The following is a 22,231-nucleotide window of genomic DNA, read 5'->3' on the forward strand; positions in this document are numbered from 1 at the left end:
AGTCGGGTGGGTTCCGGAATTCTGCACCTGCGTCCGAGATGAACTGGCGGCACAAGATCGAGCTCAGGTCGATGGGCGGGCAAGTTCGTGGCGAAGTGACGCGTCTGAACATGTCGTAGGTGACGCTTAGGCTGCTCAGCGTGGGTATTCGCATTGACAACCGTGCCGGCTTCTCCAGCGATCAGCTAGCGACGATGTCCGAAGGGCTGGATCGAATGTCGTGTCCTGCGTCCGCGGAGGTTGTGATCTGTGACGACTTCGTCAGCGAGGTTCGCGATCTGTTGAGTTCAACGACGTACGACACTGCCCGTGGAACGAATGTCGTTGCTGCGAAGACAATCCCGGTATCTGACGACTGCCAGGTGATCGTGGTGAACGCTGAACCCGTGCGCGGGTTGGAACTCGCACAGCTCGGCCGACTACTGGCGCACGAGGCCGGACATGCTCTGATCCATTCGCGGATGGAGGGCCATCCCGACCTTGACCTTCGTTCGCCGCAGATGGGCGAACAGGTGCTTTATGCGCTGGCAACGACCGCGCTGGACGAGTACCGGGTGGAGCGGGCGGTCTACGCGCAGGGCTTCCCGCTCGCGCAGGAGGTGGACTGGCCCGCCGCGGGCCAGGTCGCTACCGACGTGAATCTAGATGTAATGGAGGCAGTCGTTGACAAGACAAACGCCAACGACGTCGAACGGCTTGCTGGTGATATCGCTGCGGTTCACAATTGGTCGTCGAAGAAGATGGCCTACATCGCGGCGGCAGTTGCCGCAGACGCGATGCCTGAAACTGTCGACGTGCTCACGGAACACCAGGTCGACTGGGCGGACTACCTCGAGGGCACGTGGTCTCATCGTCTGGCGGCCTACCGGCTGGCCCCTGACGCTTCATCACCTGCCTCGGCTGACCAACTGCGTCGCGTCGTCGCGAAGCTTCTGACCGTTGAGCGTCACTACCTGACCGCGATGGGTTTCTTCTACCGCGAGTACCGCGACACCTGGGGGTTTCATCGTCGAAAAGACAACTCTCTGTTTGCCGCCAGATTTGATCGTGCCGCTCGTGTCGTGATGGAACGCGCCGGTTCTGAATGACGGACGCGACCTGCACCTGCCGCCCGCTCCTACGGCCGCCCAGCACGTCGATGTTCACTATTTTCTGAATACACAGATCCATGTACAGTACGCGTCATGGGAACTGTTGTGACTGCACAGCGGGACGCTCTGACGAGGTTCGGCTACGCGCTATCTGATTCGACCCGCACGCAGGTGCTGTTGCGGCTGCGGCACGGTCCGGCCTATCCGGCGGACTTGGCCGACACGATCGGGGTGTCGAGGCAAGCATTGTCGAACCACCTGGCATGCCTCCGGGGTTGCGGTCTGGTGGTTGCAGTGCCGGTGGGCCGGCGTAGTCGTTATGAACTGGCTGACAGCCGGATTGGGCACGCGCTCGACGATCTACTCGGCTTGGTGCTCGCGGTGGACCCGTCGTGCTGCCCCGACTCCGGCGACCAGGGGTGCTGCTGATGGCCGCCGAGCTGGGCCTACCGAGTCTTGGCCGTCCGTCGCTGAGTGTCGAACGCCGGGAGCTGTTGCAGCGTCGTATCCGTTGGTTTGTCGCAGCGACCATCACCTACAACGTGATCGAGGCCGTGATCGCGATCAGCGAAGGCGCGCGGGTCTCGTCCGGGGCGTTGATTGGGTTCGGCCTGGATTCGGTGATCGAGGTGTCCTCGGCCGCGGCAGTTGCTTGGCAGTTTGCCGGCAAGGATCCCGAACGGCGGGAGAAGGTTGCGCTGCGGATCATTGCGTTCTCGTTCTTCGCGTTGGCTGCGTACGTGAGCGTCGACTCGATTCGCACTCTGCTGGGGGTAGGTAGCGAGGCCGAGCATTCGTCGATCGGCATCGTGTTGGCCGCGGTTAGTTTGGCGATCATGCCGTTGCTGTCGTGGGCAGAACGCCGCGCAGGTCGCGAGCTCGGCTCGTTGAGCGCTGTGGCCGACTCGAAGCAGACGCTGTTGTGCACGTACCTGTCGGCGGTGTTGCTGGTCGGTTTGTTGCTCAACAGTTTGTTCGGATGGTCATGGGCGGATCCGGTCGCCGCGCTGGTGATCGCCGCAATCGCGGTGCGTGAGGGCGTCAACGCTTGGAAGGGCGATGCCTGCTGCGCACCTGTTGGCCAGCTCGCCGGTGCCGGCGAGGATCACGGGTGTTCTTGCTGCGCTGAGGAGGCTCGTGATGGCTCGCATCAGTGACTCCGCCCGTGACCTCTACCGTTCTGAGATGGCGGCTGCGGCTGTCACCGAGGTGGCCGAGCAGCGGTGGCATCATCTCGAACGCGCCCACATCGTGTCCCAGCCGGACCCCTGGTTGCACACCCAAAATCACGTCGCGATGTTCAGGTTCGCTGTGCGTCAGCATGATCGGCGCGAAGCGCTCGGACAGGTCTTGCGCATCATCGTCGCTGCCCCAGGATCGCTGAGCGGACGCTACCCCGAAGGGAACACCGGACGAGTAGACGCCGGCCTGATGCGCCCGATGCCGATTCCCGCCGACATCGCCTCGCGGTTGCAGTCATGAACACCAGCAGACCTACCAAGATCGCGTGGTCGATTTTCGCTGCCATTCTGCTCGCCATCGGCGTCGCGGTGCTCCTCGACAGAGAAGACACACCTACACCGACTGACACCGCACTGGTTTCAGATCTGGTGGTGCGACCTGATAGCCATCGACTGACCTCGCCACCGCAGAGCAAAGCCACTTTCGTCGAGTTCCTCGACTTCGAGTGTGAGGCCTGCGGCGCGCTCTATCCGATCATCGAGGACATGCGGCGCACCTACGGTGACCGCGTCACCTTCGTGGTGCGCTACTTCCCCATGCCCGGTCACTTCAACGCCGAACGGGCCGCTCGTGCAGTAGAAGCCGCCGCCCAACAGGGACGATTCGAGCAGATGTATCAGCGCATGTTCACCACACAGGCTCAGTGGGGTGAACAACGAACCCCAGCCGACGATCTGTTTCGCAGCTTCGCGGTCGACCTCGGTCTGGACATGACGGCCTTCGATGTCGTCTATGACAGTCCGGCTACGCTCGCCCGGATCCGCGCCGACGTCGCAGACGGACTGGCTCTCGGCGTGCAGGGTACCCCCACATTCTTCCTCGACGACCAGCGGCTAGAGCCCACCTCGATCGACGATCTGACCGACGCACTCAACCAGGCTACGAACTAGGCGAGCTGTCGCCAGGCGGTCCCGCTGCTAGTCCGCGACAGGGTCGGGGTGGAAGCGGGTCGGGTGCGCTGCCCGCACGTAGCGCACTGCTGTGCCGACCCCGATGCCGAACACTTTCATCAGGACGACCGGGTCGGCGGTGTGGGTGGCTTCGTCGTAGATTCGGTCAGCGCGAAGTCTGCTGGCACTGAGTCCGACTCTCCGGAAGACGGCAGTAAGTCCGTAAGGACTCATCGCCTGATCTGGTTGTAGCGCTGTGTTTCTGCTGACGATCAGGTACCGGTTTTGCGTTCGCGGCCATTGACGATGACGATGATCGAGCCATTGTTGCATGAGCCGATGCACGGCCTCATCGAGCGGCACGGTGTGCCGGCCGGAGCGGCGAGCAATCGCGATCGTCCCGCCGGCCAAGTCGACGTCGTCGATCGACAACTGCTGTATCTCTTTCACTCCCAAGGCGTGCACCGCAGCGAGTGCCAGGATGAGCCGGTCCCGTGGCGAATGGGTGACCTCAAACGCTGCACGTAACTGACTGCTGGGCAGCGACTGCGGCACCCGGCGTGCGTACCGCCCGACGAGTCCTCGCGCTGGGTCGGCGAAGATCCGATTCTCTCGCTGTAACCGACCGAACAGTGATCGTAGTGCGACATGCACGTTGGGCGCAGAGCCGCCGAGGTGTGCCTCGAGTTCCGACTCGACGTCGTCCCGTGTGACCTCTCGCAGAGACTGGTATCGGGTCGCCCAATTACGTAGAGCTGGAAGGGAGAAGGCCAGGTAAGTTCGGACTGTGACCCACTGGACGGGGATCGAGGGTCGGGAACCGTCCCCGCGTAGCGACCGGATCCAGACTGTGATGTCGTCTCGAAACTGGGGCGGAACATCGTCGTGAAGGTAGCGGTGTACCGATCGCTCATCGCGGCCAGGCGTCGCCGGCGGTGGCGTCGGAGTGGGGTCCATGTCCGGGTGCGTGTCGTCAGTTCGGCGGCAACGATCGGCCACCGGACGTGCGTGGCACCGGCCGGCCGGCCGTGGGGTTGTGCCCGATAGCGTTTTGCTCCTGGTTGGGAGTGGCGCGGCTCGGCACGGGTTCTGCTTGCATGAGCTCATCGACGGTGCAGTCGAGCGCGGCGCAGATCTTGTCCAGATCGTCGAGACGGATCGTGACCGGCGACTTGGACCAGAGTGACGCTACCTTGCTCAGTGATGGCTCAAACCCCACGTCTTCGAACGCCTTTAGGAGTTGTGTCGGCCTCCATATGTCCCGTTGCGCGGCAACCATTCTCAGATTCCACTTCATCTAACCCTCGATTCCCAGACGTCGGACCGCGCGCTGCGTGGAGGTCAACACAGCGTGCTCCGGATCGGCACTCGTAGATGCCAGATAACCCACCGTGGTGCTCGGCCATTGGTGCCCGAGCAGCCGCTGCACATCCCACAGCGGCATACCGTTCTGGTAGTTGTGCGTCGCGCAGGCGTGGCGCAGGAGGTGGGGAAACAGCTCATCGACCGGCCCGGGTAGATACATTCGCGATGCTCGCTTGAGTGCCTTGCGGAAAGTCTCGGGGCGGATCGGCGATGCTGTGGCCATGTTCAAGGCCGCGACCGCGGTCGGCAGGCGTTCTGAAGGCCACAGCGGGGCCGAGTCGTTGGAGGCGTCGTCGCAGAACTGGCCGCGTATGTTCTCGATGTACCACCAGAGCAGTTCCCGTCCCTCCGCGAAGAGGAATGCTTCACGCTGCCGCGGGCCCGAACCGCGTGCACCTTTGCCGGTCACGACAAACCGGCCCCAGTGCCCTCGCTCCCAGTGCACGTCACCAATCTTGACCGCGCACAGCTCTTTCGCTCGGACCCCCGACAAGTACGCAATCTTGGCCATGACGTAGTCGCGCACCGCGACCGGGTACTTGCGCGACTCGACCAGATCCGCTCGCCATACTGCGAAGAACTCAGTCATCGCCCGCTGCGAGGGAGGGATGCGCAACGCGAAGTCGCCGCGGTGCCGGGGACGGTTGAACGGGTCGACCGGCGAACGAACCGTCACGCCAAATCTACGTGCGATCTCACCACCGTATCGCTGCTCGAGGAAGGCGAAGTACGTGTCGACCTGACTAGCCTTCTTACGCATCGTCGAGTGGTGGCGTTTACCCGGCCCGGAGAAGTACTGATCAAACTGCCGAGACGTCAAACGCCAAGGCACACAGCCATAATGGTCACATACCTCCAGCACGGGCCTGACCAACGACTGCAACGTCGAAGGCGCCAGTCCTGAGACGTCGCGCGCCCAGCCGTACTCCGCGATCGTCTCGACGAAGAACGCCGACTCATCGGCAAGATCAGCCGCATCAGAGCGCGCAGCTTGTATCTCCTCGACGTCCGCCAACCCAGTGGGTATGACAGACCCGGGCGCCTCGGCGGCAACCGCAGCCGCTCGGCGGGTTCGAAAATCTGCCATAAGCTCGCACTATATGCCCCCAACTGTCAGAATCTCGCAGTAATCGCCATATTTTCGGCGCTCTCCCTGCGCCACCAAAGGGGCCCGAGACCAGGAACAACCTGACCACCGTCCTCTTCGGTCCGACACAGAACCCGCCTGCACTCCAGTGAGCACGAGATGACACAACGAACCTTGCGGGCCGTCGGACTGTCCGCACTCATCGGCGGATCGGTGACTGCCGCGCTGCTCGCCGGCTCCGCGTCGGCGGGCGCAGACGCATTCGTCCGACTTCCGGGCGGCACCGCGAAAGGTGAGGGCATCCAGATCGTCCGGTCCGAGGAGAGCGCCCGGGTCTCGGCGTCGATGGCCGCGAACGGCGTGTCCAGGACCACCTGGGTCAGCGGCCAGATCACCTTGTACGCACCACATCTCAAGCCCGCCAAGGCAGGGCCGAGTGTCGGTGCGGCCGGCGAGACGACACTACCGGGGAGCAACGGAACCGCGACGAACGGCGCCGCCGCCACACTGTCCACCGGCTACATCATCGGATGCCAGGTGAACATCAAGGGCCTCCAGGGCGGGCTGTCCGGCTCGCTGACCCCGACCGCGCCGTCGCTCTCGGGCACCCTGACCGTTCCACTTGCCGCCGGCGACGTCACGTTCGTGGTGCTGAACACCAAGAACATCGAGAAGGCCGGCACCTACCATCTCGGTTACGACGACGCCCAGATCGATGTGCAGAACTGTGGCGGGTACGCCCAGGCCCGTGCCTTCACCACGATCGAGACCACCGGCGAGGTGCACCAGAAGGTGAACCTCTACGGCAAGCCGTTCTCCATCGGCTGACCGCGAACCCGTTGACAATGACCAAGACTCGCCGAATCGGAGCTCCCATGACCGTCCCCCAGCGCCCCGCCGCGCGCACCCGGATCATCGCGGCCACAACCGCAATCGCCTGCGCGGCACTGGTGCCCGCGCTGACCGCCGCACCCGCGCAGGCCGACACCGCCGTCCAACTCCCCGGACAGTCCGTCACGAAGAAGTTGAAAGACGGTACGACGGTGACCATCACACGCAGCAACGAATCCGCGCGGATCAACCCCTCCATGGGCGGCACGCCCCTGCACCGCAATGCATGGGTCTCCGGCAAGTACGTGGTGACCACCTCCGACAAGGCGGCGAAGATCGGCGTCGGCGCGGGTTACATCGTCGGTTGCCAGCTCACCCTCGGCGGCAACTCGAACAGCCGGGCCGGCGCGACCGCACCCGACTTCGACCTCCAGAGTGCGACCACGACGGCCGAGACCGGCGCCGGCGTGACCATCGGCCCCGGCCAGGCGGTCAACTACGTCATCAACGACCGTGAGTACAAGGACGCGTTCGGTGCAGCCGGACACTCGTCGTCGATCAGCTTCGCCGGCGGCAAGGGCACCCTGGCGTACACCAACGAGACGATGATGGTGAACGGCTGTGCCGGCTACGCACAGGCCCGCTCCTACGCCAAGGTGAGCATCACCACCGACAAGGTGTCGCAATCGATCGCCGTGTACGGGAAGCCGTTCAGCATGGGCTGATCCGCGGAACCGCGGCCACAACATCGAAATGGCCCCCCATCCGTGAGGATGGGGGGCCATTTCTGGCGGTGGCGGAGGGATTTGAACCCTCGGTACGGGGTTACCGCACACAGCATTTCGAGTGCTGCACCTTCGGCCGCTCGGACACGCCACCGCCGAAGACTGTACCGCAGAGGGGCGGTCAGACTTAAATCGGCTGGTCAGGCGAGCACCGCCGGGCGGCCGGCTGGATCAGTGGCCGGTCAGCTTGTCCTTGACGTCGTCGATCTTGCCCTTGACGGCGTCAGCGGCATCGGTGATCTTCTGCTTGCCCTGGGCCTGCGCCTGGTCACCCTTGCCCTCGTTCTTGAGGTCCTGGTTGTCGGTGAGGCTGCCGGCAGCTTCCTTGCCGCGACCCTTCAGCTCTTCGGCCTTGTTCTGTGCGTCGTCAGTGGTTCCCATGAAGCCTCCTCGATAGGGTTCGGCCCATCGGCCGAGTGGAAGAACTCGACGACGTTCGTCGCGCCACGGCTCGACGCCAACGCCGCCGCTCAGGAGCTGACTCCTGCTTCCACCGTGCCACAGGACCACGATGGTCTGCAGAACCCCAGGTCAGCGGTTGTTGAACTTCTGCGACACCTCGTTGAGCTTGTCCTTGGCGGTGGTGAACGCCTCCTGGACCTTCTCGTTCTCGGCGAGGTCGTTGAGCTTGTCCTTCGCGGTGCCCAGGGCGTCCTGCACCTGCTTGCTCTCGACGAACTCGTCGATCTTGTCGCGGGCGGTACCCAGCGCCTCCTGGACCTTGCCGCTCTCGGCGAGTTCGTTGATCTTCGCCTTCGCGGTGTCGAAGGCCGCGGTCACCTTGTCGGACGGATCGGTCATGACTACTCCTCGCGGGTCGGGGGTACTGCAGTCCAATCTGCCAGGACCGAGCGGCCACGACCACCGGACGGAACCCTGAGATCTCACCGATCTTGATGTCTCGCGACCCCGAGACGCCGCGGTCACGGATGTCGTCGGGTGGCGAAGAAGTCGACCATGAGGGCGCGGCACTCGGGTTCGAGCACGCCACCCTTCACCTGGGGCCGATGCGACAGCCGCGGGTCGCGCACGACGTCCCACAGCGAGCCGACCGCGCCCGTCTTGGGCTCCCATGCTCCGAACACGACGGCGTCGACCCGGGACAGCGTGATCGCGCCCGCGCACATGGTGCAGGGTTCGACGGTCACCGCGATCGTGCATCCGGGCAGGCGCCAGCCGTCACCGAACGCCCGCGCCGCCGCACGCAGAGCGAGCACCTCGGCGTGTGCCGTCGGATCGCCATCGGCCTCGCGGCGGTTGGCGCCGCGAGCCAGTTCGATGCCTTCCGGGTCGAACACGACCGCGCCGATGGGAACGTCGTCGGTCCCCGAGAGTGCTGCCGCGTCGAGCGCCGCACGGACCATGGCCTCCCAGGCGGGCGCACTCATCGCACGAGTTCGTGCCGACTCAGTGGCCGAGGGAGTCGAGGACCTTGCCCAGCTCGTCGGCGAAGCCGAGCCGTGCCGCGATCATGCCGAGCTGTTCGTCGGCGTAGAGATCGGTGTCGCCGACGATGATGCTCATCACCGCGTCGGGCAGTCCCAGATCGGCGAGCAACCCGAGGTCCCCTTCCTCCCACGGATCGATCTGGTCGAGCTCGTCCGGATCGATGTCGGGCACCTCGACGTTCAGCGCGTCCAGCGCGTCGACCGCGATGTCATAGTCGACGGAGGCGGTCGCGTCGGAGATCAGGAGACGCGCTCCCGTCGGGGACGGCCGCACGATGATGAAGAACTCGTCGTCGACATCCAGCAGCCCGAACACCGCGCCCGCGGAACGCAGCTCACGCAACTGGGTTTCGGCGTCCTCGAGGTCGGAGAGCGCCGACGGTTTCATCGCGGTGACCTTCCAGCCACTCTCGTCGCGGACGACCGCCACGGCGAAACCGTCGATGTCGTCGTCCACGTCCTGCGCGTTCGACCCCGACTTCCCAAATCCGGCACCGGCCATGCAGCAAACCGTAGCCCCTATCACCGGTACTCCCAAGTCCCGGTTCACCGTGCGTGACCGGTATGGGAACGTGTCAGGGTGTCTGCCGCGCCGTCGTCCCCCGCTCCCGTCCTCCCCCGACCGGTGTGCGTGCTCGGTCTCGGGCTGATCGGCGGGTCACTGCTGCGGGCCCTGCACGACGCCGGACACGACGCATTCGGCTACAACCGGTCCACCGCGACGGTCGACGCCGCCACCCGCGACGGCTATGACGCGTCTGCGGATCTCGTTGCGACACTTCAGCGGGCGGCGGCGTCGGACGCGCTGGTCGTGCTGGCGACGCCGGTGACGACCATCGAGCCGCTGGTGACCGCTCTCGCCGAACACGCCCCCGGCGTCCTGGTCACCGACGTCATCAGCGTCAAGCAGGAAGTCGCGCGCGTGCTCGCCCACCTCCACCCCGGTGGCCGGTACGTGGGCGGCCATCCGATGGCGGGAACCAGTTCGTCGGGTTGGGCAGCGACCGACGCCGCCCTCTTCGACGGGGCCATGTGGGCGGTCACCACCACCGACGACACGGCGTCGGACGACTGGCTGACGGTGGCCTCGCTGGCTGTGGCCGTCGGCTCACGTGTGGTGCCGGTGGCTCCGGACGCGCACGACCGGGCGGTCGCCGCGATCTCTCACCTGCCGCATCTGACCGCAGCGGCCACCGCCGCCGTCGGAGCCGGGGAGAGCGATCTCGCCCTGCGGCTGGCGGCGGGCAGCTTCCGCGACGGAACCCGGGTCGCCGGCACGGCACCGGCCCTGCAACGCGCGATGATCGAGGCCAACGGCATCGCGGTGCTCAACGTCCTCAGTGAGACCATCGACCGTCTCATCGCAGCGCGCGACGAACTCCGCGACCACGGCACCGTCGAAGTGCTCGTCGACGACGGGCACCGTGCCCGGTCGGCCTACGAGCAGTTGCACTCCGGAACCGCTGAGGTCATCAGCGGGGTGACCGTCGGCGACGACGGCTGGCAGCAAGAACTGCGTCGTCAGGCCCACCAGGGCCGGGTGTGGGTGGGCTGAGGTCGGGACCGACCGCCCTCAGACCCGGCGCGCGAGACCCGGGTAGTCGAGGACGAAACCGTTGTCGTCGACGGTGATCGTGGTCGTCGCGAGCGGCGAGTCCACCTCGAAGCCGCCCTGGACCGCGGTGTATGACATCGTCGCCGGCTTCACCTCACCACTCGGCAGGTACATGTAGGCGACGGGGACCTCGGCGGCCTCGGTCGACGAGGCCGACACATCGCCGCGACGGATCGGCAGGGAATTGAACATGGGCGACAGGGCAAGCTCGACGTCCTGCGCGCCGCCGAAGTCCGAGCGGGTGGTCTCGCCGTCGGGGCGACGGATCAGCCACGTGCCCTCGTCGTCGCGGGTGATGCCGAACTGCGTCTCGCCATCGGCGCGCACCAGGTGCACGGTCAGCCGCTTGACCACACCGGCATCGGTGGTCTGCAGCTCGTACGACGCGGAGAACGCCTCGTGGTCGGCGGTCGCCGCGGCGATGATCCGTCCGTATGCCTTGAGGCGCGTGCCGGACACGACCAGGCGGACCTGTTCGAGTCGATCGGTGTCCTCGCCTCGCCACGTGAGCATCGTCTTGAACTCGTCGGTGGAGGCGGAGGACTGACCGCTGTCAGGGGCTGTCTGCGGAGAACTCACGAGACCACGGTAGCGAGCCACGGCCCCGATCACACATCGGACGAGCAGGTCATCCGACCGACACGCGGTATTCGCGGTGACGGGGACGTGAACACCTAGGCGATGCAGGACGCGGTTCGGCGCGTCGACGACGGCGTCACCGTGTCCTCCACCACCTTCTCGCCGTCGACAGTGATCGAACAGCTCACCGAGCTACCCGTCCCCGCGATCACCAACAGACGCAGCGGGTTGATCCCGCCGGTGAAGCGAACCGTCCACGGATTCGTCGGGGCGAATTCGGAGCGCAGGCCGGCGTCGTCGACGTACAGGATGGTGGCCTGCCCGTCGATGGTCGCCTCGTAGGTCACCGGCTTGTTCTGCGGGTCGATTCGCTCACCGGGCTGACCCGGAAGCTGTTGTCCCGGTTCGGGCGGGGTGAGGCTGGGCGGTTCGAAAGTGCGCGGGATCGGCATCGTGTCGGTGATGAGCGGCGAGTCCGCGACCGGTTCGTCCGACGACCCGTTGCGCAGACCGAGGAAACCGACGAAGGCCACCACGAGCAGCACCACCACCCCGAGCGTCAGAATCAGTGTCGCGGTGGGCACGTCGAGAATGCGCGAACGGGACTCACCGGCTGAGCTGTCGGCCTCGCGCTCGGCGGTCGCGATGCGCTCCGCCTCTGCGCGCTCCGCGCGCTCGGCCAGGCTCAGTTCGGTGTTCGTCGGCTGGCCGGGACGGAACATCGGGGTGCCGTCGGAGGCGTACCCGAGCGGGGGATAGAGCTGTGGCGCGCCGGGCAGGCCGTAGAGGTCGCGGGGCGACCCGGCGGGCAGGCCGCCGGCCTCGCCGCGGTGCCGCGAATCACGGGCGCCGTGGTTCGGCTCCCCGTACGGCTGTCCCATCGTCGGCCTCCGGTCGAGATCCTGCGTCGTCGTCGACGCGTCGAAGCACCCACCCCGAACCGGCGGACCGGGGCGACGCCGCGTGTCATTCCACCTCCGACCTTACGGCGCGAGGTCTGGTGCTCACGCCGACGATCGGAAAGCCGCAGGTCACGTCGATGCGGTGCTGAGAAGCGGACCAGTCGGTCGAATGAGTCGCGACCCGGGAGACCGGAAAATGCAGGCTGTGGCCGCGCTGCCGCCCCGCCCCCGTGCGCTCGGGGGCGGCAGCCCCCTGACAGGCCCCACCGATAGGAGTTCACCGTAGTGAACTGAAAGTACTTTCACACACACCATCGCGGCCCGCAACAGCTGATGGGTCATCGGATCACATGAAACCGGGGTCCGTTTCACCCGCGCGCCCGACGATCGCTCTTCCCCTTTCACCATAAGCCCTGGACAGGGGCTTGCCGCAAGGCCCCCCATGCGGTGCAGAATCGCTGTCTCACCTGCCGAGACCACCCTGCCGCCTGCCGATTCGGAGCCCCTCTCTGTGACCTCAGCCCCCGACGCCCCCTCCGACGCGACTTCGACGACCACCGCGGTGTTCGACCTCCCTCACCGCCTCTCCCCGAAGAACGATCCCGCCCTCATCGCCGACGACGCTCGACACTTCACCTCGATCACCACGAATCTGCGCCGCACGCTGGCCGACGCCGACGAACGCTTGCAGGGACTGCGGCGCGAAGCCGGCGGCAAGGGCCGCCGGGCCGTCGACCGCGACATGGAGATCCACCAGCTCGGGGCGCGCATTCGATCTCTGCGCCGATTCGGCCTCGACCTCTGCCTGGGCCGCCTGGTCCGCGACGACGGGGAGACCCTGTACATCGGCCGGCTCGGTCTGACCGATCCCACCGGCGACACCCTGCTCGTCGACTGGCGCACGCCGCTGGCCGCGCCGTTCTTCGCCGCCACCCGGCGTGACCCGATGGGGCTGCGGAGCAGACGCCGCTACCGCTGGACACACGGTCGGATCACCGACTACTGGGACGAGGTCTTCGTCGACGACCCGGCGGTGCTCGCCTCACACGCGGCACTCGACGACCAGTCGGCCTTCCTCGCCGACCTCGGTGCCAGTCGTTCTCCGCGCATGCGGGATGTCCTGGGCACCATCGCCACCGATCAGGACGCGATCATCCGCGCCGGATCGCACGGCGCCCTCGTCGTCGACGGCGGGCCCGGGACCGGCAAGACCGTCGTCGCGCTGCATCGTGCCGCCTACCTCGTCTACGCCGATCCGCGCCTCGCCGGCAATCGGGGCGGGCTGCTCGTCGTCGGGCCCCACCGGCCCTACCTCTCGTATGTCGCCGATGTGTTGCCGAGCCTCGGCGAGGTGAGTGTCCAGACATGCACTCTCGCCGATCTGGTTACCGAAAGCGATTCGGCGACAACCGAAGCCGACGCCGCCGTCGCACGGTTGAAGTCGTCGGCTCGCATCGTCGAGGCCGTCGAACCGGCGGTCAAGTTCTACGAACAACCACCCACAGCACCCTTTGTCGTCGAAACGCCCTGGGCCGAGACAACTCTGACCCCGACCGACTGGGCGGAGGCCTTCGACGTACCGGAACGCGGCACGGCGCACAACGATGCCCGCGACGAGGTCTGGGAGGAGCTGATGTCGATCATCGCGTCGCGACACGACGACGACGTGCCGCACCACGCGCTGCGTCGTGCACTGGCGGCGAACGACGAACTCGTGACGGCCTTCTCGCGAGCGTGGCCGGTGCTCGACGCCACGGAGATCGTCGGTGACCTGTGGTCGGTGCCGGCCTTCCTCCGCATGTGCGCGCCGTGGCTGGCGGCCACCGAGGTCCGCGCACTCCAGCGCAGCACCCCGGACGCCTGGACCGAGGCCGACCTGCCGATCCTCGACCGCGCCCACCGCCGGATCGGCGACCCGGCGGCGTCGGCCCGTCGTCGTAGGCAGCGCTCCGACCGGGAGGCGGAGCGCGAGAAGATCGACCAGGTGGTCGACGACCTGATCGCCGCCCAGGTCCACGACGACGGCGAGGGGTTGATGGCGATGCTGCGACACGGGAACCTGCGCCACAACCTCGGGGACGACCTCGACGGTGAGACCACCGGCCCGCTGGCCGGGCCGTTCGCGCACATCGTCGTCGACGAGGCCCAGGAACTGACCGACGCCCAGTGGCAGATGCTGATCGATCGTTGCCCGTCGAAGAGCTTCACCGTCGTCGGCGACCGCGCACAGGCCCGCCGAGGATTCGGCGAGTCCTGGGCCGAGCGACTCGAGCGGGTCGGGTTGCGCGACGTCACAGCGGCGGGACTCACGATCAACTACCGAACCCCCGAGGAGATCATGGACGCGGCTGCACCCGTCATCCGCGCGGTTCTCCCCGACGCGAATGTGCCGACTTCTGTTCGGCGGGCGGACATTCCGGTCACGTACGGCTACCGCGCGGACCTCGACGCCGTGGTCGGCGAGTGGACGTCGACGCATCGAGACGGGATCGCCTGCGTGATCGGCGAACCGGGGTTCGCCGGGACCGACCGCGTGCGGTCGCTCACCCCGACCCTCGCCAAGGGACTCGAGTTCGATCTCGTCGTGCTCGTCGAGCCCGACTCCTTCGGCACGGGCATCGAGGGTGCGGTCGACTGCTACGTGTCGATGACCCGGGCGACCCAGCAGCTGGTGATTCTGCGCGCGTAGTCACCCCCTCGCCGAGTGGGGTAGTGCCGTACTCGTGTCGACGCCGTGATCCCCGGCGAGGATGGATGGCACCACGACGGATCATCCGCGAGCTCATCGGCCTCCGCCTGACAGCCGCCGTGCCCCAGAGCGTGTGCCCCGGCACCTCGTCCACCCACCCAGGGTCCGGCGCACACAGAAGAGGCCCGCCACCGGGATCGGTGACGGGCCTCTGTGGTGCGCCCGTAGGGATTCGAACCCCAAACCTTCTGATCCGTAGTCAGATGCTCTATCCGTTGAGCTACGGGCGCGTGATATTCAGTTGTACAGCTCTTCAGTTGTACCGCCGTCGGCCGACTGCGGTGGCGGAGGCGAGAGGATTTGAACCTCCGGTTCCGTTTTAAGCGGAACAACTCATTAGCAGTGAGTCCCATTCGGCCGCTCTGGCACGCCTCCCTGGCGGAGTCCTTTCGAACTGCCGAGTCGAAAGGTTACACACCCTTCGCGTCCACAAGCAAACCGGTTGGTCAGAGCCGGTTTCTGCGTCTCCGGGGTCGCGGCCTACATTGGTCGGGTGAGCTTGCGAATCCGCCCCGACCTGGACGACCTTCCCGTGTACGTGCCGGGCAAGACGTTTCCGGGAGCGGTGAAACTCGCGAGCAACGAGGTCACCGAAGGTCCGCTGCCGAGCGTCGTCGACGCCATCGGCGCCGCGGCCGCAGCCGTGAACCGCTACCCCGACAACGGGATGGTCGAGCTGACCGCGGCGCTGGCCAAGCGTCTCGGTGTCACCGAAGACGAGGTCCAGGTCGGCTGCGGATCGGTCATCCTCTGCCAGAACCTGATCCTCATCACGAGCGGACCGGGCGACGAGGTGGTCTTCGGGTGGCGGTCGTTCGAGACCTATCCCCTCGCGACCCGCGTCGCGGGCGCGACACCGGTGCAGGTCCCGCTCACCGGAGACCTGACGTACGACCTGCGCGCGATGGCCGACGCGGTCACCGACCGCACGCGGCTCATCTTCGTGTGCAACCCGAACAACCCGACCGGCACCGTCGTCGAAGCGGACGATCTGCGCGAGTTCCTGGAACGCGTGCCGTCGGACATCGTCGTCGCCCTCGACGAGGCGTACTTCGAGTACCTGCGTCTGCCGTCGAATCAGGCGTACGACGCACTCGAGCTCCGCCGCGAGTTCCCCAACCTGGTGGTGCTGCGGACCTTCTCCAAGGCGTACGGACTGGCCGGGTTGCGGGTGGGGTACGCCATCGGCGACCCGGAGGTCATCACAGCCCTCGGAAAGGTCCACATCCCGTTCTCGGTCAGCAGCGTGGCGCAAGCCGCAGCGCTCGCCAGCCTGGACGCCGGCGAGCAGCTGCTGGCCCGCACGGACGCGGTCGTCGCCGAACGTGCCCGCGTCACCGCTCGACTGCGCGACGCCGGATACCGGGTGCCGGACTCGCAGGCCAACTTCGTGTGGCTCGAGCTGGGGGCGGCGTCGATGGAATTCGCACGCGCCTGCGTCGACGCCGGTGTGGTGGTCCGCCCGTTCGACGGTGACGGCGTCCGGGTGACCGTCACCAACGCCACCGAGGACGACGTGTTCCTACGGTTCGCCGAGAACTGGGAGGGCCCGCGGGCCTGACGATCTGTCGTCGCGATCGCGAGCCCGCGGTCGACTACAGCCCACGGCCGATCGTCGGCCAGAGGACCTCGAGATCGCGCTCCCAGTACGCCCACGTGTGGGTCCCGATGAGCCGGAACCCGTCCGTGTAGCGCACCCCCGCCGCGCGCAGCGTGATGGCGAATTCCAGCGAGCACCGGTATGCACCCAGTTCGAGTGCCGACGACGACGCGGTCACGACCTCGCGCGGCCCCTCTTCCGGATCGATCTGTCGTTGGAGGTCGAGGGGACCGACGGCACCCGACCCGGCGGAGATGAAGATGTTCTTCCCCCGCAACCGGTCCAGATGCAGGCTCGGATCGTGCGCGCGCCAGCCCGCGGAACCGAACGGGCCCCACATGTTGGTGGCGTCGCCGCCGTCGCGGCCGACGGTCCCCCGGACATACGCCTCGTTGACCGGCCCGGACACCGGCGGACAACCGCTGAGCGAGGCCACCCCGGTGTACATCTCGGGATGACGGATGGCCAGCGAGAAGGCGGCCTGTCCGCCCATCGACAGCCCGATGACGGCGTTGCGGCCGTTGCCGTCGAACCGTTCGTCGATCAGCGGGGGCAGCTCCTTGGTCAGGAAGGTCTCCCACATCGGCTTCCCGAGCGCCGCGTCCTTCTTCTGCCAGTCGGTGTAGAAGGTGCCCTTGCCGCCCGTGGGCAGCACGACGTTCACGTTCTTGTCTGCGAAGAAGCGCCCGGCCCGACCCTTGGTGATCCAGTCGCTGACCTCGCCCTCGGCACCCGCGCCGTCGAGCATGTAGACCGTCGAGCGCGGCGCCGAACCGCCGACCGGCGTGAGCACCGAGAGCTTGATCCGCTCGTTCATCGCCGGCGAGAACACCCAGATGTCGGTGCGCAGAGCGCTCAGTTTCTCGGACTTGGCGATCCGCGCCACCTGTTTGGGAGCCGCGTCGGCAATGGCGGGGGTCGACAGAATCCCCACCATCAGGCACACCAGACCTGCGATCAATCGCCTCGACATCCAGCCAACTCCCTCGCCGACAGTCCCCCCGAGCGCACTCGGACCCGTCGTGTCACCACGTACGCGTCCGCGCCGGTCGGATCGGCGCGGCGCGGACATCTAGACTCACAGACTACCCGGCGTCCAGCGGAGTGGAAGGCCGTGACCACGGCGTCTCACGGTCACCGGGACCGCCGAGGAAAGTCGACGATGCCCAGTTCACCTGCTGTTCACCCCCAGCCTCCCCAGCCAGACGACGCACCGTCGACCGAGAGGCTCGGACGACACGACTTCGCGTACGTCGCCGACGTCGGGGTGCGATGGTCGGACATGGACGCGTTCGGTCACATCAACCACGCGCGGATGGTCACGCTCATGGAGGAGGCGCGCATCGCGTGGCTGTTGAGCGCCGGCGAGGACCACGCCCCGCTGATCACCAGCGCGATGATCGTGCACGTCGACATCCGATACCAGGCGCAGCTGCGCCACGACGACTCGCCACTGCGAATCGGGATGTGGATCAAGGGTTTTCGTTCGGTGGACTTCACCATCGGCTACGAGATCCGCAGTGCCGGCGCAGAAGCCGACAGTCGTCCGGCATGTGTGGCGAGTACGCAGATGGCCGTCGTCGACATCGAGAAGCACACCCTGCGAAGGCCCACCCCCGCCGAGAAGGACTACCTCAGCGCGTGGTCACGAGGGCTCGTAGCGGGCGGGTAGCTCGCGAGGCACCGCCGGCGAGATCCGCGCGATGTTGCCCTGCAACACATCTCGATAGATCCGCAGTTGCTCTTCACCGCTGCGGACCTGCTCGGTGAGTCGCTTGGCGTTGTCGACGGAGATCTCCCGGTCGCCTGATCTCGCGATCAGCGCGTCGATGCGATCATCCAGCGTGGCCGCCTTGTTGTACTCGGCGAGGACCTGTAACTCGACGGCCGCGGACTCGACGACGTGCGCGACCTCGCCGAGCGCCTGGACGCGGTCGATGAGCTCGGTCCACACCGGTCGCAGCGTCGTCTCACGCTGATCGATCTGCGCGGCGAAGGTGCGGTCGAAGCCGCCGTTGCGCTTGGCCCGATCGAGGTCGATGCGGACAGCTCGCAGTGCGATGACGTCGGCGGCGATCTCGGCGACCTCGGCATGCAGGTTCACCTGGGTGCGCTGGACCTCGAAGTGGTCGGAACGCCACGCGGGGTTGCCGAGGATGCGGTCGTAGTAGTGGCCGGTGATGAACAAGAGCGTCTCGTAACCGTCAACGAAGGTCGCGGCGCGAGGCGCACCGGCCTGCGCGGCACCGCCCGGCGCCTCGCGCACGCCGGACAGGAACTGGTCGGCCCACTGCCCCGCCTGCGAGTTGCCCGACTTCGCGGCCACCTGCCCGACCACGCCGGCGATCCGGTCGAACGCCGCGGTTCCGGCGCGACGGACATAGCTCGACGTGTTGACGTTGGGGGTCGGCGTGCACAGCAGGCCGGCGAAGAGCCGGTCCCGTTCCTCGATCTCGAGATAGACGTTCTCGCGCCGCTCGCGCCGGATCGCCCTCGTTCCCGACGCGAACACACCCTTGGCGGCGACGATCTGCTTGCGGGCGTCCTCGCGGCGGCGCTGCAGACCGTTGAGCCGGTTGCGCATCACGGCACCGACCACGCCGGGCACCACCGGACTCGACAACTGGTGTTCGATCTGGACGATCGCGCGCTGCATGCGCCGGAGGTCGCCGAAGCCCGCGGACATCGACGGCATCGGCCGGCCGGTGGAGATCCGGCGCACCACGATCGCCCGCCCACCCGGGGTGAGATATCCGGACGCGATGAGCAGCGCCGCGGTGTCGGACAGTTCGCGCCGCTCGCCCGGCACCGCGGAACGATCGCACCACTCGCGGATCTGTTCGCTCGTGCGCGCGGGCATCAACCGATGTCCGCGGGAACTGCTGTCGACCATGTCGTCGCCGCCTTACCTGGAGATTCGGTGTCCGTTCCCGTCACAGACACCGATTTCGATGCTACCCGCGGACGACGACCACCCGGCGTGACCGACGTCGCCACTGCCTGTCGAACCGCCGGAAAACGTCCGACGGTGTCACGATGGCCACATGACAGTGCCCTCGGATGTGTCGGAACCTCGCGGCGTCGAACGCATCCGCGGTCAGATCTGGCGGAACGGTGACCCGGTGGACGGCTTCGACCTCGGCGAGATCTCCCACTGCCTGGAGGATCCCGAGAAGCTGATCTGGGCGGATCTGGAATGTCCCACCCACGAGACGCTGTCCCGGCTCGCCGACGAACTCGAACTCGACCCGTTCGCGATCGAGGACACCGTCGCGGCGGCCGAGCGGGTCAAGACCGTCACGTACACCGGGCACACCTTCGTGATGGTCTACGCGGTGTCGCTGCACAACGGAGACGCACCGTCCGAGGACCGGGACGATGACGATGACGGCTCCGCGGCGACCGATTTCCGCCCCTCTGCGAACGGACGGGCGCGAATGTTCGACCTGCACCGCATTTCCGTCTTCGTCAAACGCAACGCACTGATCACCGTGCGACCGACCCCGGCGCTCGACATCGACGAGGTCATGCGGCGGTGGTCGGACAGCGGGGCCATGCAATACGGGATCGGCGCGCTCGTGCACGGCTTGCTCGACGTCGTCGTCGACGGACATTTCGACGCCGTGCAGCGCCTCGACGACGAGATCGAAGATCTCGAGGCGTTGCTCTTCGACGAGCGCATCCCGGGGCGCGAGCTGCAACGCAGAACCTACGACCTGCGCAAGGACCTCGTCGTCCTACGGCGGGTGGTCCTGCCGATGCGCGAGGTGATCGCCGGCATCCAGCGACGACGCTTCGACAACCACGCGCCGCCCGAACTCGATCCGCATTTCTCCGATCTCTACGACCACGCGCTGCGCGCATCGGAGTGGACGGAGTCGTTGCGCGACATGATCACCACCGTCTTCGAGACCAACCTGACCCTCGCCGACGCGCGCCTCAACACGGTCATGAAGAAGCTGACCGCGTGGGCCGCGATCATCGCCGTGCCGACCGCCATCACCGGCTTCTACGGACAGAATGTGCCGTTCCCCGGTTTCGAGCGACTACTCGGCTTCATCACCAGCACGACGCTCATCGTCGTGGTGGTCGTCGGCCTCTACCTCTCGTTCCGTAAACGCGACTGGCTGTGAGCTGAACTCCGATTGGACTGCGCCGCAACAGATTGCGCACCAACTCCCGGCTCTTTCCGGCGTATTCTCGCGAATCCGGTTGATTACGAGCGCGTTTGATAGCGTAAGTGGCCAACCCACCAACGGAAGGCACCGATGGAGTCACCCGCGATCACGATCGACGGTCTCACCAAGCGGTTCGGCAGCCTGACCGCGGTCGACGACCTCTCGTTCACCGTTGCGCCCGGTCGCGTCACCGGGTTTCTCGGACCGAACGGTTCGGGCAAGACCACGACCCTGCGGATGCTCCTGGGCCTGGTCGAACCGACCACCGGCCGGGCGCTGATCGGCGACCGTCCGTTCCGGCAGATCCCGCAACCCGCCCAGCACGTCGGCGCGGCACTGGAGGCGTCGAGCTTCCACCCCGGGCGCACCGGACTCGGGCACCTCAAAGCACTCGCTCCACAGGTCGGCGTCCCGACGTCACGATGCCGGGAAGTGCTCGACTTCGTCGGACTCGCCCAGGCCGCGGACCGCCGCGTCGGCGGTTACTCGATGGGCATGCGGCAGCGCCTCGGCCTGGCCACCGCGTTGCTCGGCGACCCGCAGATCATCCTGCTCGACGAGCCGGCGAACGGACTCGATCCGCAGGGGATCGTGTGGCTGCGCGGACTGCTCCGTTCACTGGCCCACGAGGGACGGACGGTTCTCGTCTCCAGCCACGTGCTCGCCGAGGTGCGGAGCACCGTCGACGACGTCGTGGTGATCGGTAACGGCAAGCTGGTCCGGGCGTCGACGCTCGCCGACTTCGAGGCGCTGGCCGAGCACGCGGTCGTCGTGCGGACCCCGTCGCGGGCGTCGTTCGTCGCGCTCGCGGGTGAGCGCGGCTGGCAGGTCGAGGACACCCACGACGGTTTCCGGATTCCCGGCGTGAGCGCTGCCACGGTCGGTACGGCGGCCTTCGCCGCGGGCATCGAACTCCACCAGCTCGCCGACGTCGGCGCCGACCTCGAGGCGGTCTTCCTGAACCTCACGAGGTCGTCGGACGCACCGACGAGTCATTTCCCGAGCGGTCCACCCGGTCCCCCGGCCGCTGGCCCGACGTCGCCGGAGGCTGTCCGATGAGGGCCGCGCTGATCGCCGAGTACCGCAAGTTCACCTCCACCAGGATGTGGTGGGTTCTGCTCATCGCCATGGTCGTCTACCTGGGTTTCATCGGTGCGGCACTGGCCTTCTCGATGACCACCGAGAATGCGATGCAACAACCCACGACCCTCGTCGGCGCCGACCTGGCACGCTCGATCTACGCGCTCACCAGCCCGATCGGCTATGTGTTCGCCCTCGTGATCGGCAGCCTCGCGGTGACCGGAGAATTCCGGCACAAGACCATCACCGCGAGCCTGCTCGTCGAGCCCCGACGCGGAGTCCTGTTGGTGGCGAAGCTGATCGCGGGTATCCCGATGGGCCTGCTCTACGGCGTCCTGGGCACGCTGGCGGTCGTCGCGACGGCAGCCCCGATCCTCGCCACGGTCGGGGACGGCGCGTTCCTCGGTGACAGCTCCACCCTCGAGGTGATCGGTCTCTCGATGCTGGTGATGGTGCTGTGGACGGCGATGGGCGTGGCGTTCGGCGCGGTGGTGTCCAACCAGGTCGCCGCGATCGTGATCCTGCTGGCCTTCACCCAGCTCGTCGAACCCATCGCGCGCATCGCACTCGCGACGTTCGACGTCACGTCCTCGGTGTCGAAGTTCCTGCCCGGGTCGGCCGCCGACGCCCTTGTCGGATCGAGCTTCTTCGCGACGATGGGCGGCGGGAGCGACGACCTGCTCCCGCAGTGGGCCGGCGCGCTCGTGATGCTCGCCTACATCGCCGCGTTCGCGATCATCGGTCGGTACACGACGTTCCGGCGCGACATCGCCTGAACCGGGTCAGCCG

At 66.8% G+C, this 22,231-nt stretch carries 25 protein-coding genes and 3 tRNA genes; 14 read left to right on the forward strand and 14 right to left on the reverse strand.

What is annotated here, in order from left to right:
• Window positions 1–140: 140 nt before the first annotated feature.
• From AB4Z55_RS00530 to AB4Z55_RS00550, 5 genes are all read left to right on the forward strand, one after another.
• Window positions 141–1,088: a hypothetical protein gene (locus tag AB4Z55_RS00530; protein ID WP_369518901.1), complete on the forward strand. Its 948-nt coding sequence runs from the start codon at window positions 141–143 to the stop codon at window positions 1,086–1,088.
• A gap of 96 nt (window positions 1,089–1,184) precedes the next feature.
• The gene (locus tag AB4Z55_RS00535; protein ID WP_369518902.1) at window positions 1,185–1,520 is read left to right on the forward strand and encodes an ArsR/SmtB family transcription factor; all 336 of its coding nucleotides are present in this window, start codon (window positions 1,185–1,187) and stop codon (window positions 1,518–1,520) included.
• A complete protein-coding gene (locus tag AB4Z55_RS00540) occupies window positions 1,520–2,248 on the forward strand; it encodes a cation transporter (RefSeq protein ID WP_369518903.1) in 729 nt (242 codons plus the stop codon). The genes AB4Z55_RS00535 and AB4Z55_RS00540 overlap by 1 nt, the downstream gene beginning before the upstream one ends.
• Complete coding sequence (locus AB4Z55_RS00545) at window positions 2,232–2,573, forward strand: DUF3703 domain-containing protein (RefSeq protein ID WP_369518904.1); 342 nt, start codon at window positions 2,232–2,234, stop codon at window positions 2,571–2,573. Before AB4Z55_RS00540 ends, AB4Z55_RS00545 begins: the two co-directional genes overlap by 17 nt.
• A complete protein-coding gene (locus AB4Z55_RS00550; protein WP_369518905.1) occupies window positions 2,570–3,223 on the forward strand; it encodes a DsbA family protein in 654 nt (217 codons plus the stop codon). Before AB4Z55_RS00545 ends, AB4Z55_RS00550 begins: the two co-directional genes overlap by 4 nt.
• A gap of 27 nt (window positions 3,224–3,250) precedes the next feature.
• Here AB4Z55_RS00550 and AB4Z55_RS00555 read toward each other — a convergent pair whose 3' ends face one another.
• The 3 genes from AB4Z55_RS00555 to AB4Z55_RS00565 all read right to left on the reverse strand — a co-directional run bounded on the left by AB4Z55_RS00555 (window position 3,251) and on the right by AB4Z55_RS00565 (window position 5,603).
• Window positions 3,251–3,778: a site-specific integrase gene (locus tag AB4Z55_RS00555; RefSeq protein ID WP_369518906.1), complete on the reverse strand. Its 528-nt coding sequence runs from the start codon at window positions 3,776–3,778 to the stop codon at window positions 3,251–3,253.
• A 418-nt stretch (window positions 3,779–4,196) separates the two neighbouring features.
• A complete protein-coding gene (locus AB4Z55_RS00560; RefSeq protein WP_369518907.1) occupies window positions 4,197–4,520 on the reverse strand; it encodes a helix-turn-helix domain-containing protein in 324 nt (107 codons plus the stop codon).
• Window positions 4,521–5,603 (reverse strand): tyrosine-type recombinase/integrase, encoded by a 1,083-nt coding sequence (locus AB4Z55_RS00565; RefSeq protein WP_369518908.1) that lies wholly within the window; start codon window positions 5,601–5,603, stop codon window positions 4,521–4,523.
• A 231-nt stretch (window positions 5,604–5,834) separates the two neighbouring features.
• Between AB4Z55_RS00565 and AB4Z55_RS00570 the strand changes: the two genes are divergently transcribed.
• Entirely contained in the window at window positions 5,835–6,503 is a 669-nt protein-coding gene (locus AB4Z55_RS00570; RefSeq protein WP_369518909.1) for an MspA family porin, read from the forward strand.
• A 47-nt stretch (window positions 6,504–6,550) separates the two neighbouring features.
• Window positions 6,551–7,231 (forward strand): MspA family porin, encoded by a 681-nt coding sequence (locus AB4Z55_RS00575; RefSeq protein WP_369518910.1) that lies wholly within the window; start codon window positions 6,551–6,553, stop codon window positions 7,229–7,231.
• Between the two features lie 63 nt (window positions 7,232–7,294).
• On the opposite strand, the gene AB4Z55_RS00580 is transcribed toward AB4Z55_RS00575, so the two are convergent.
• The 5 genes from AB4Z55_RS00580 to AB4Z55_RS00600 all read right to left on the reverse strand — a co-directional run bounded on the left by AB4Z55_RS00580 (window position 7,295) and on the right by AB4Z55_RS00600 (window position 9,241).
• A tRNA-Ser gene (locus AB4Z55_RS00580) sits at window positions 7,295–7,385 on the reverse strand.
• Window positions 7,386–7,462: 77 nt separating this feature from the next.
• Window positions 7,463–7,672, reverse strand: coding sequence for a CsbD family protein (locus tag AB4Z55_RS00585; RefSeq protein WP_004021787.1), 210 nt, complete (start codon window positions 7,670–7,672; stop codon window positions 7,463–7,465).
• A 150-nt stretch (window positions 7,673–7,822) separates the two neighbouring features.
• Entirely contained in the window at window positions 7,823–8,092 is a 270-nt protein-coding gene (locus AB4Z55_RS00590) for a hypothetical protein (protein ID WP_004021788.1), read from the reverse strand.
• A 122-nt stretch (window positions 8,093–8,214) separates the two neighbouring features.
• Window positions 8,215–8,679 carry a nucleoside deaminase gene (locus AB4Z55_RS00595; RefSeq protein ID WP_369518911.1) on the reverse strand — a complete coding sequence of 155 codons (465 nt, stop codon included), beginning with the start codon at window positions 8,677–8,679 and terminating at the stop codon, window positions 8,215–8,217.
• 19 nt (window positions 8,680–8,698) lie between these two features.
• Window positions 8,699–9,241: a tRNA adenosine deaminase-associated protein gene (locus tag AB4Z55_RS00600; RefSeq protein WP_004021790.1), complete on the reverse strand. Its 543-nt coding sequence runs from the start codon at window positions 9,239–9,241 to the stop codon at window positions 8,699–8,701.
• A gap of 78 nt (window positions 9,242–9,319) precedes the next feature.
• Between AB4Z55_RS00600 and AB4Z55_RS00605 the strand changes: the two genes are divergently transcribed.
• On the forward strand, window positions 9,320–10,294 hold the full coding sequence (locus AB4Z55_RS00605; RefSeq protein ID WP_369518912.1) for a prephenate dehydrogenase: 975 nt from the start codon (window positions 9,320–9,322) through the stop codon (window positions 10,292–10,294).
• Between the two features lie 18 nt (window positions 10,295–10,312).
• On the opposite strand, the gene AB4Z55_RS00610 is transcribed toward AB4Z55_RS00605, so the two are convergent.
• Together AB4Z55_RS00610 and AB4Z55_RS00615 are read right to left on the reverse strand one after the other, a co-directional pair.
• Window positions 10,313–10,867 (reverse strand): putative glycolipid-binding domain-containing protein, encoded by a 555-nt coding sequence (locus tag AB4Z55_RS00610; RefSeq protein ID WP_239402192.1) that lies wholly within the window; start codon window positions 10,865–10,867, stop codon window positions 10,313–10,315.
• Window positions 10,868–11,028: 161 nt separating this feature from the next.
• Complete coding sequence (locus AB4Z55_RS00615; RefSeq protein WP_369518913.1) at window positions 11,029–11,814, reverse strand: hypothetical protein; 786 nt, start codon at window positions 11,812–11,814, stop codon at window positions 11,029–11,031.
• 532 nt (window positions 11,815–12,346) lie between these two features.
• On the opposite strand from AB4Z55_RS00615, the gene helR reads away from it, so the two are divergent.
• A complete protein-coding gene (helR, locus tag AB4Z55_RS00620) occupies window positions 12,347–14,524 on the forward strand; it encodes an RNA polymerase recycling motor ATPase HelR (protein ID WP_369518914.1) in 2,178 nt (725 codons plus the stop codon).
• Window positions 14,525–14,738: 214 nt separating this feature from the next.
• Here helR and AB4Z55_RS00625 read toward each other — a convergent pair.
• Window positions 14,739–14,814 (reverse strand) — tRNA-Arg (locus tag AB4Z55_RS00625).
• 52 nt (window positions 14,815–14,866) lie between these two features.
• A tRNA-Ser gene (locus AB4Z55_RS00630) sits at window positions 14,867–14,959 on the reverse strand.
• A gap of 118 nt (window positions 14,960–15,077) precedes the next feature.
• Between AB4Z55_RS00630 and hisC the strand changes: the two genes are divergently transcribed.
• Window positions 15,078–16,145: a histidinol-phosphate transaminase gene (gene hisC / locus AB4Z55_RS00635; RefSeq protein ID WP_369518915.1), complete on the forward strand. Its 1,068-nt coding sequence runs from the start codon at window positions 15,078–15,080 to the stop codon at window positions 16,143–16,145.
• A gap of 34 nt (window positions 16,146–16,179) precedes the next feature.
• On the opposite strand, the gene AB4Z55_RS00640 is transcribed toward hisC, so the two are convergent.
• A complete protein-coding gene (locus AB4Z55_RS00640; protein WP_101820662.1) occupies window positions 16,180–17,157 on the reverse strand; it encodes an alpha/beta hydrolase family protein in 978 nt (325 codons plus the stop codon).
• Between the two features lie 189 nt (window positions 17,158–17,346).
• On the opposite strand from AB4Z55_RS00640, the gene AB4Z55_RS00645 reads away from it, so the two are divergent.
• On the forward strand, window positions 17,347–17,856 hold the full coding sequence (locus AB4Z55_RS00645) for an acyl-CoA thioesterase (protein WP_369518916.1): 510 nt from the start codon (window positions 17,347–17,349) through the stop codon (window positions 17,854–17,856).
• Here AB4Z55_RS00645 and AB4Z55_RS00650 read toward each other — a convergent pair.
• Entirely contained in the window at window positions 17,830–19,077 is a 1,248-nt protein-coding gene (locus tag AB4Z55_RS00650) for a hypothetical protein (RefSeq protein ID WP_004021799.1), read from the reverse strand. The two genes, AB4Z55_RS00645 and AB4Z55_RS00650, sit on opposite strands and share 27 nt — an antisense overlap.
• Window positions 19,078–19,228: 151 nt before the next feature.
• Here AB4Z55_RS00650 and AB4Z55_RS00655 point away from each other — a divergent pair, with 151 nt between their 5' ends.
• The 3 genes from AB4Z55_RS00655 to AB4Z55_RS00665 all read left to right on the forward strand — a co-directional run bounded on the left by AB4Z55_RS00655 (window position 19,229) and on the right by AB4Z55_RS00665 (window position 22,218).
• Window positions 19,229–20,317, forward strand: coding sequence for a magnesium transporter CorA family protein (locus tag AB4Z55_RS00655; protein ID WP_369518917.1), 1,089 nt, complete (start codon window positions 19,229–19,231; stop codon window positions 20,315–20,317).
• 135 nt (window positions 20,318–20,452) lie between these two features.
• A complete protein-coding gene (locus AB4Z55_RS00660) occupies window positions 20,453–21,421 on the forward strand; it encodes an ABC transporter ATP-binding protein (RefSeq protein WP_004021801.1) in 969 nt (322 codons plus the stop codon).
• Window positions 21,418–22,218, forward strand: coding sequence for an ABC transporter permease subunit (locus AB4Z55_RS00665; RefSeq protein ID WP_101820658.1), 801 nt, complete (start codon window positions 21,418–21,420; stop codon window positions 22,216–22,218). Before AB4Z55_RS00660 ends, AB4Z55_RS00665 begins: the two co-directional genes overlap by 4 nt.
• The last annotated feature ends 13 nt before the right edge of the window (window positions 22,219–22,231 follow it).

It is taken from the genome of Gordonia sp. ABKF26 (assembly GCF_041103195.1).
GTDB classification, from domain to species: Bacteria; Actinomycetota; Actinomycetes; order Mycobacteriales; family Mycobacteriaceae; genus Gordonia; species Gordonia terrae.

Excerpts from the sequence above, each read along its gene's own strand:
- AB4Z55_RS00615 (WP_369518913.1), bottom strand. The coding sequence starts at position 11,814 with ATGGGACAGCCGTACGGGGAGCCGAACCACGGCGCCCGTGATTCGCGG.
- AB4Z55_RS00575 (WP_369518910.1), top strand. The coding sequence starts at position 6,551 with ATGACCGTCCCCCAGCGCCCCGCCGCGCGCACCCGGATCATCGCGGCC.
- AB4Z55_RS00665 (WP_101820658.1), top strand. The coding sequence starts at position 21,418 with ATGAGGGCCGCGCTGATCGCCGAGTACCGCAAGTTCACCTCCACCAGG.
- AB4Z55_RS00560 (WP_369518907.1), bottom strand. The coding sequence starts at position 4,520 with ATGAAGTGGAATCTGAGAATGGTTGCCGCGCAACGGGACATATGGAGG.
- AB4Z55_RS00570 (WP_369518909.1), top strand. The coding sequence starts at position 5,835 with ATGACACAACGAACCTTGCGGGCCGTCGGACTGTCCGCACTCATCGGC.
- AB4Z55_RS00660 (WP_004021801.1), top strand. The coding sequence starts at position 20,453 with ATGGAGTCACCCGCGATCACGATCGACGGTCTCACCAAGCGGTTCGGC.
- AB4Z55_RS00595 (WP_369518911.1), bottom strand. The coding sequence starts at position 8,679 with ATGAGTGCGCCCGCCTGGGAGGCCATGGTCCGTGCGGCGCTCGACGCG.
- AB4Z55_RS00650 (WP_004021799.1), bottom strand. The coding sequence starts at position 19,077 with ATGGTCGACAGCAGTTCCCGCGGACATCGGTTGATGCCCGCGCGCACG.
- AB4Z55_RS00590 (WP_004021788.1), bottom strand. The coding sequence starts at position 8,092 with ATGACCGATCCGTCCGACAAGGTGACCGCGGCCTTCGACACCGCGAAG.
- AB4Z55_RS00640 (WP_101820662.1), bottom strand. The coding sequence starts at position 17,157 with ATGTCGAGGCGATTGATCGCAGGTCTGGTGTGCCTGATGGTGGGGATT.
- AB4Z55_RS00610 (WP_239402192.1), bottom strand. The coding sequence starts at position 10,867 with ATGCTCACGTGGCGAGGCGAGGACACCGATCGACTCGAACAGGTCCGC.
- AB4Z55_RS00600 (WP_004021790.1), bottom strand. The coding sequence starts at position 9,241 with ATGGCCGGTGCCGGATTTGGGAAGTCGGGGTCGAACGCGCAGGACGTG.
- AB4Z55_RS00645 (WP_369518916.1), top strand. The coding sequence starts at position 17,347 with ATGCCCAGTTCACCTGCTGTTCACCCCCAGCCTCCCCAGCCAGACGAC.
- AB4Z55_RS00550 (WP_369518905.1), top strand. The coding sequence starts at position 2,570 with ATGAACACCAGCAGACCTACCAAGATCGCGTGGTCGATTTTCGCTGCC.
- AB4Z55_RS00585 (WP_004021787.1), bottom strand. The coding sequence starts at position 7,672 with ATGGGAACCACTGACGACGCACAGAACAAGGCCGAAGAGCTGAAGGGT.
- AB4Z55_RS00540 (WP_369518903.1), top strand. The coding sequence starts at position 1,520 with ATGGCCGCCGAGCTGGGCCTACCGAGTCTTGGCCGTCCGTCGCTGAGT.
- AB4Z55_RS00535 (WP_369518902.1), top strand. The coding sequence starts at position 1,185 with ATGGGAACTGTTGTGACTGCACAGCGGGACGCTCTGACGAGGTTCGGC.
- AB4Z55_RS00545 (WP_369518904.1), top strand. The coding sequence starts at position 2,232 with ATGGCTCGCATCAGTGACTCCGCCCGTGACCTCTACCGTTCTGAGATG.
- AB4Z55_RS00655 (WP_369518917.1), top strand. The coding sequence starts at position 19,229 with ATGACAGTGCCCTCGGATGTGTCGGAACCTCGCGGCGTCGAACGCATC.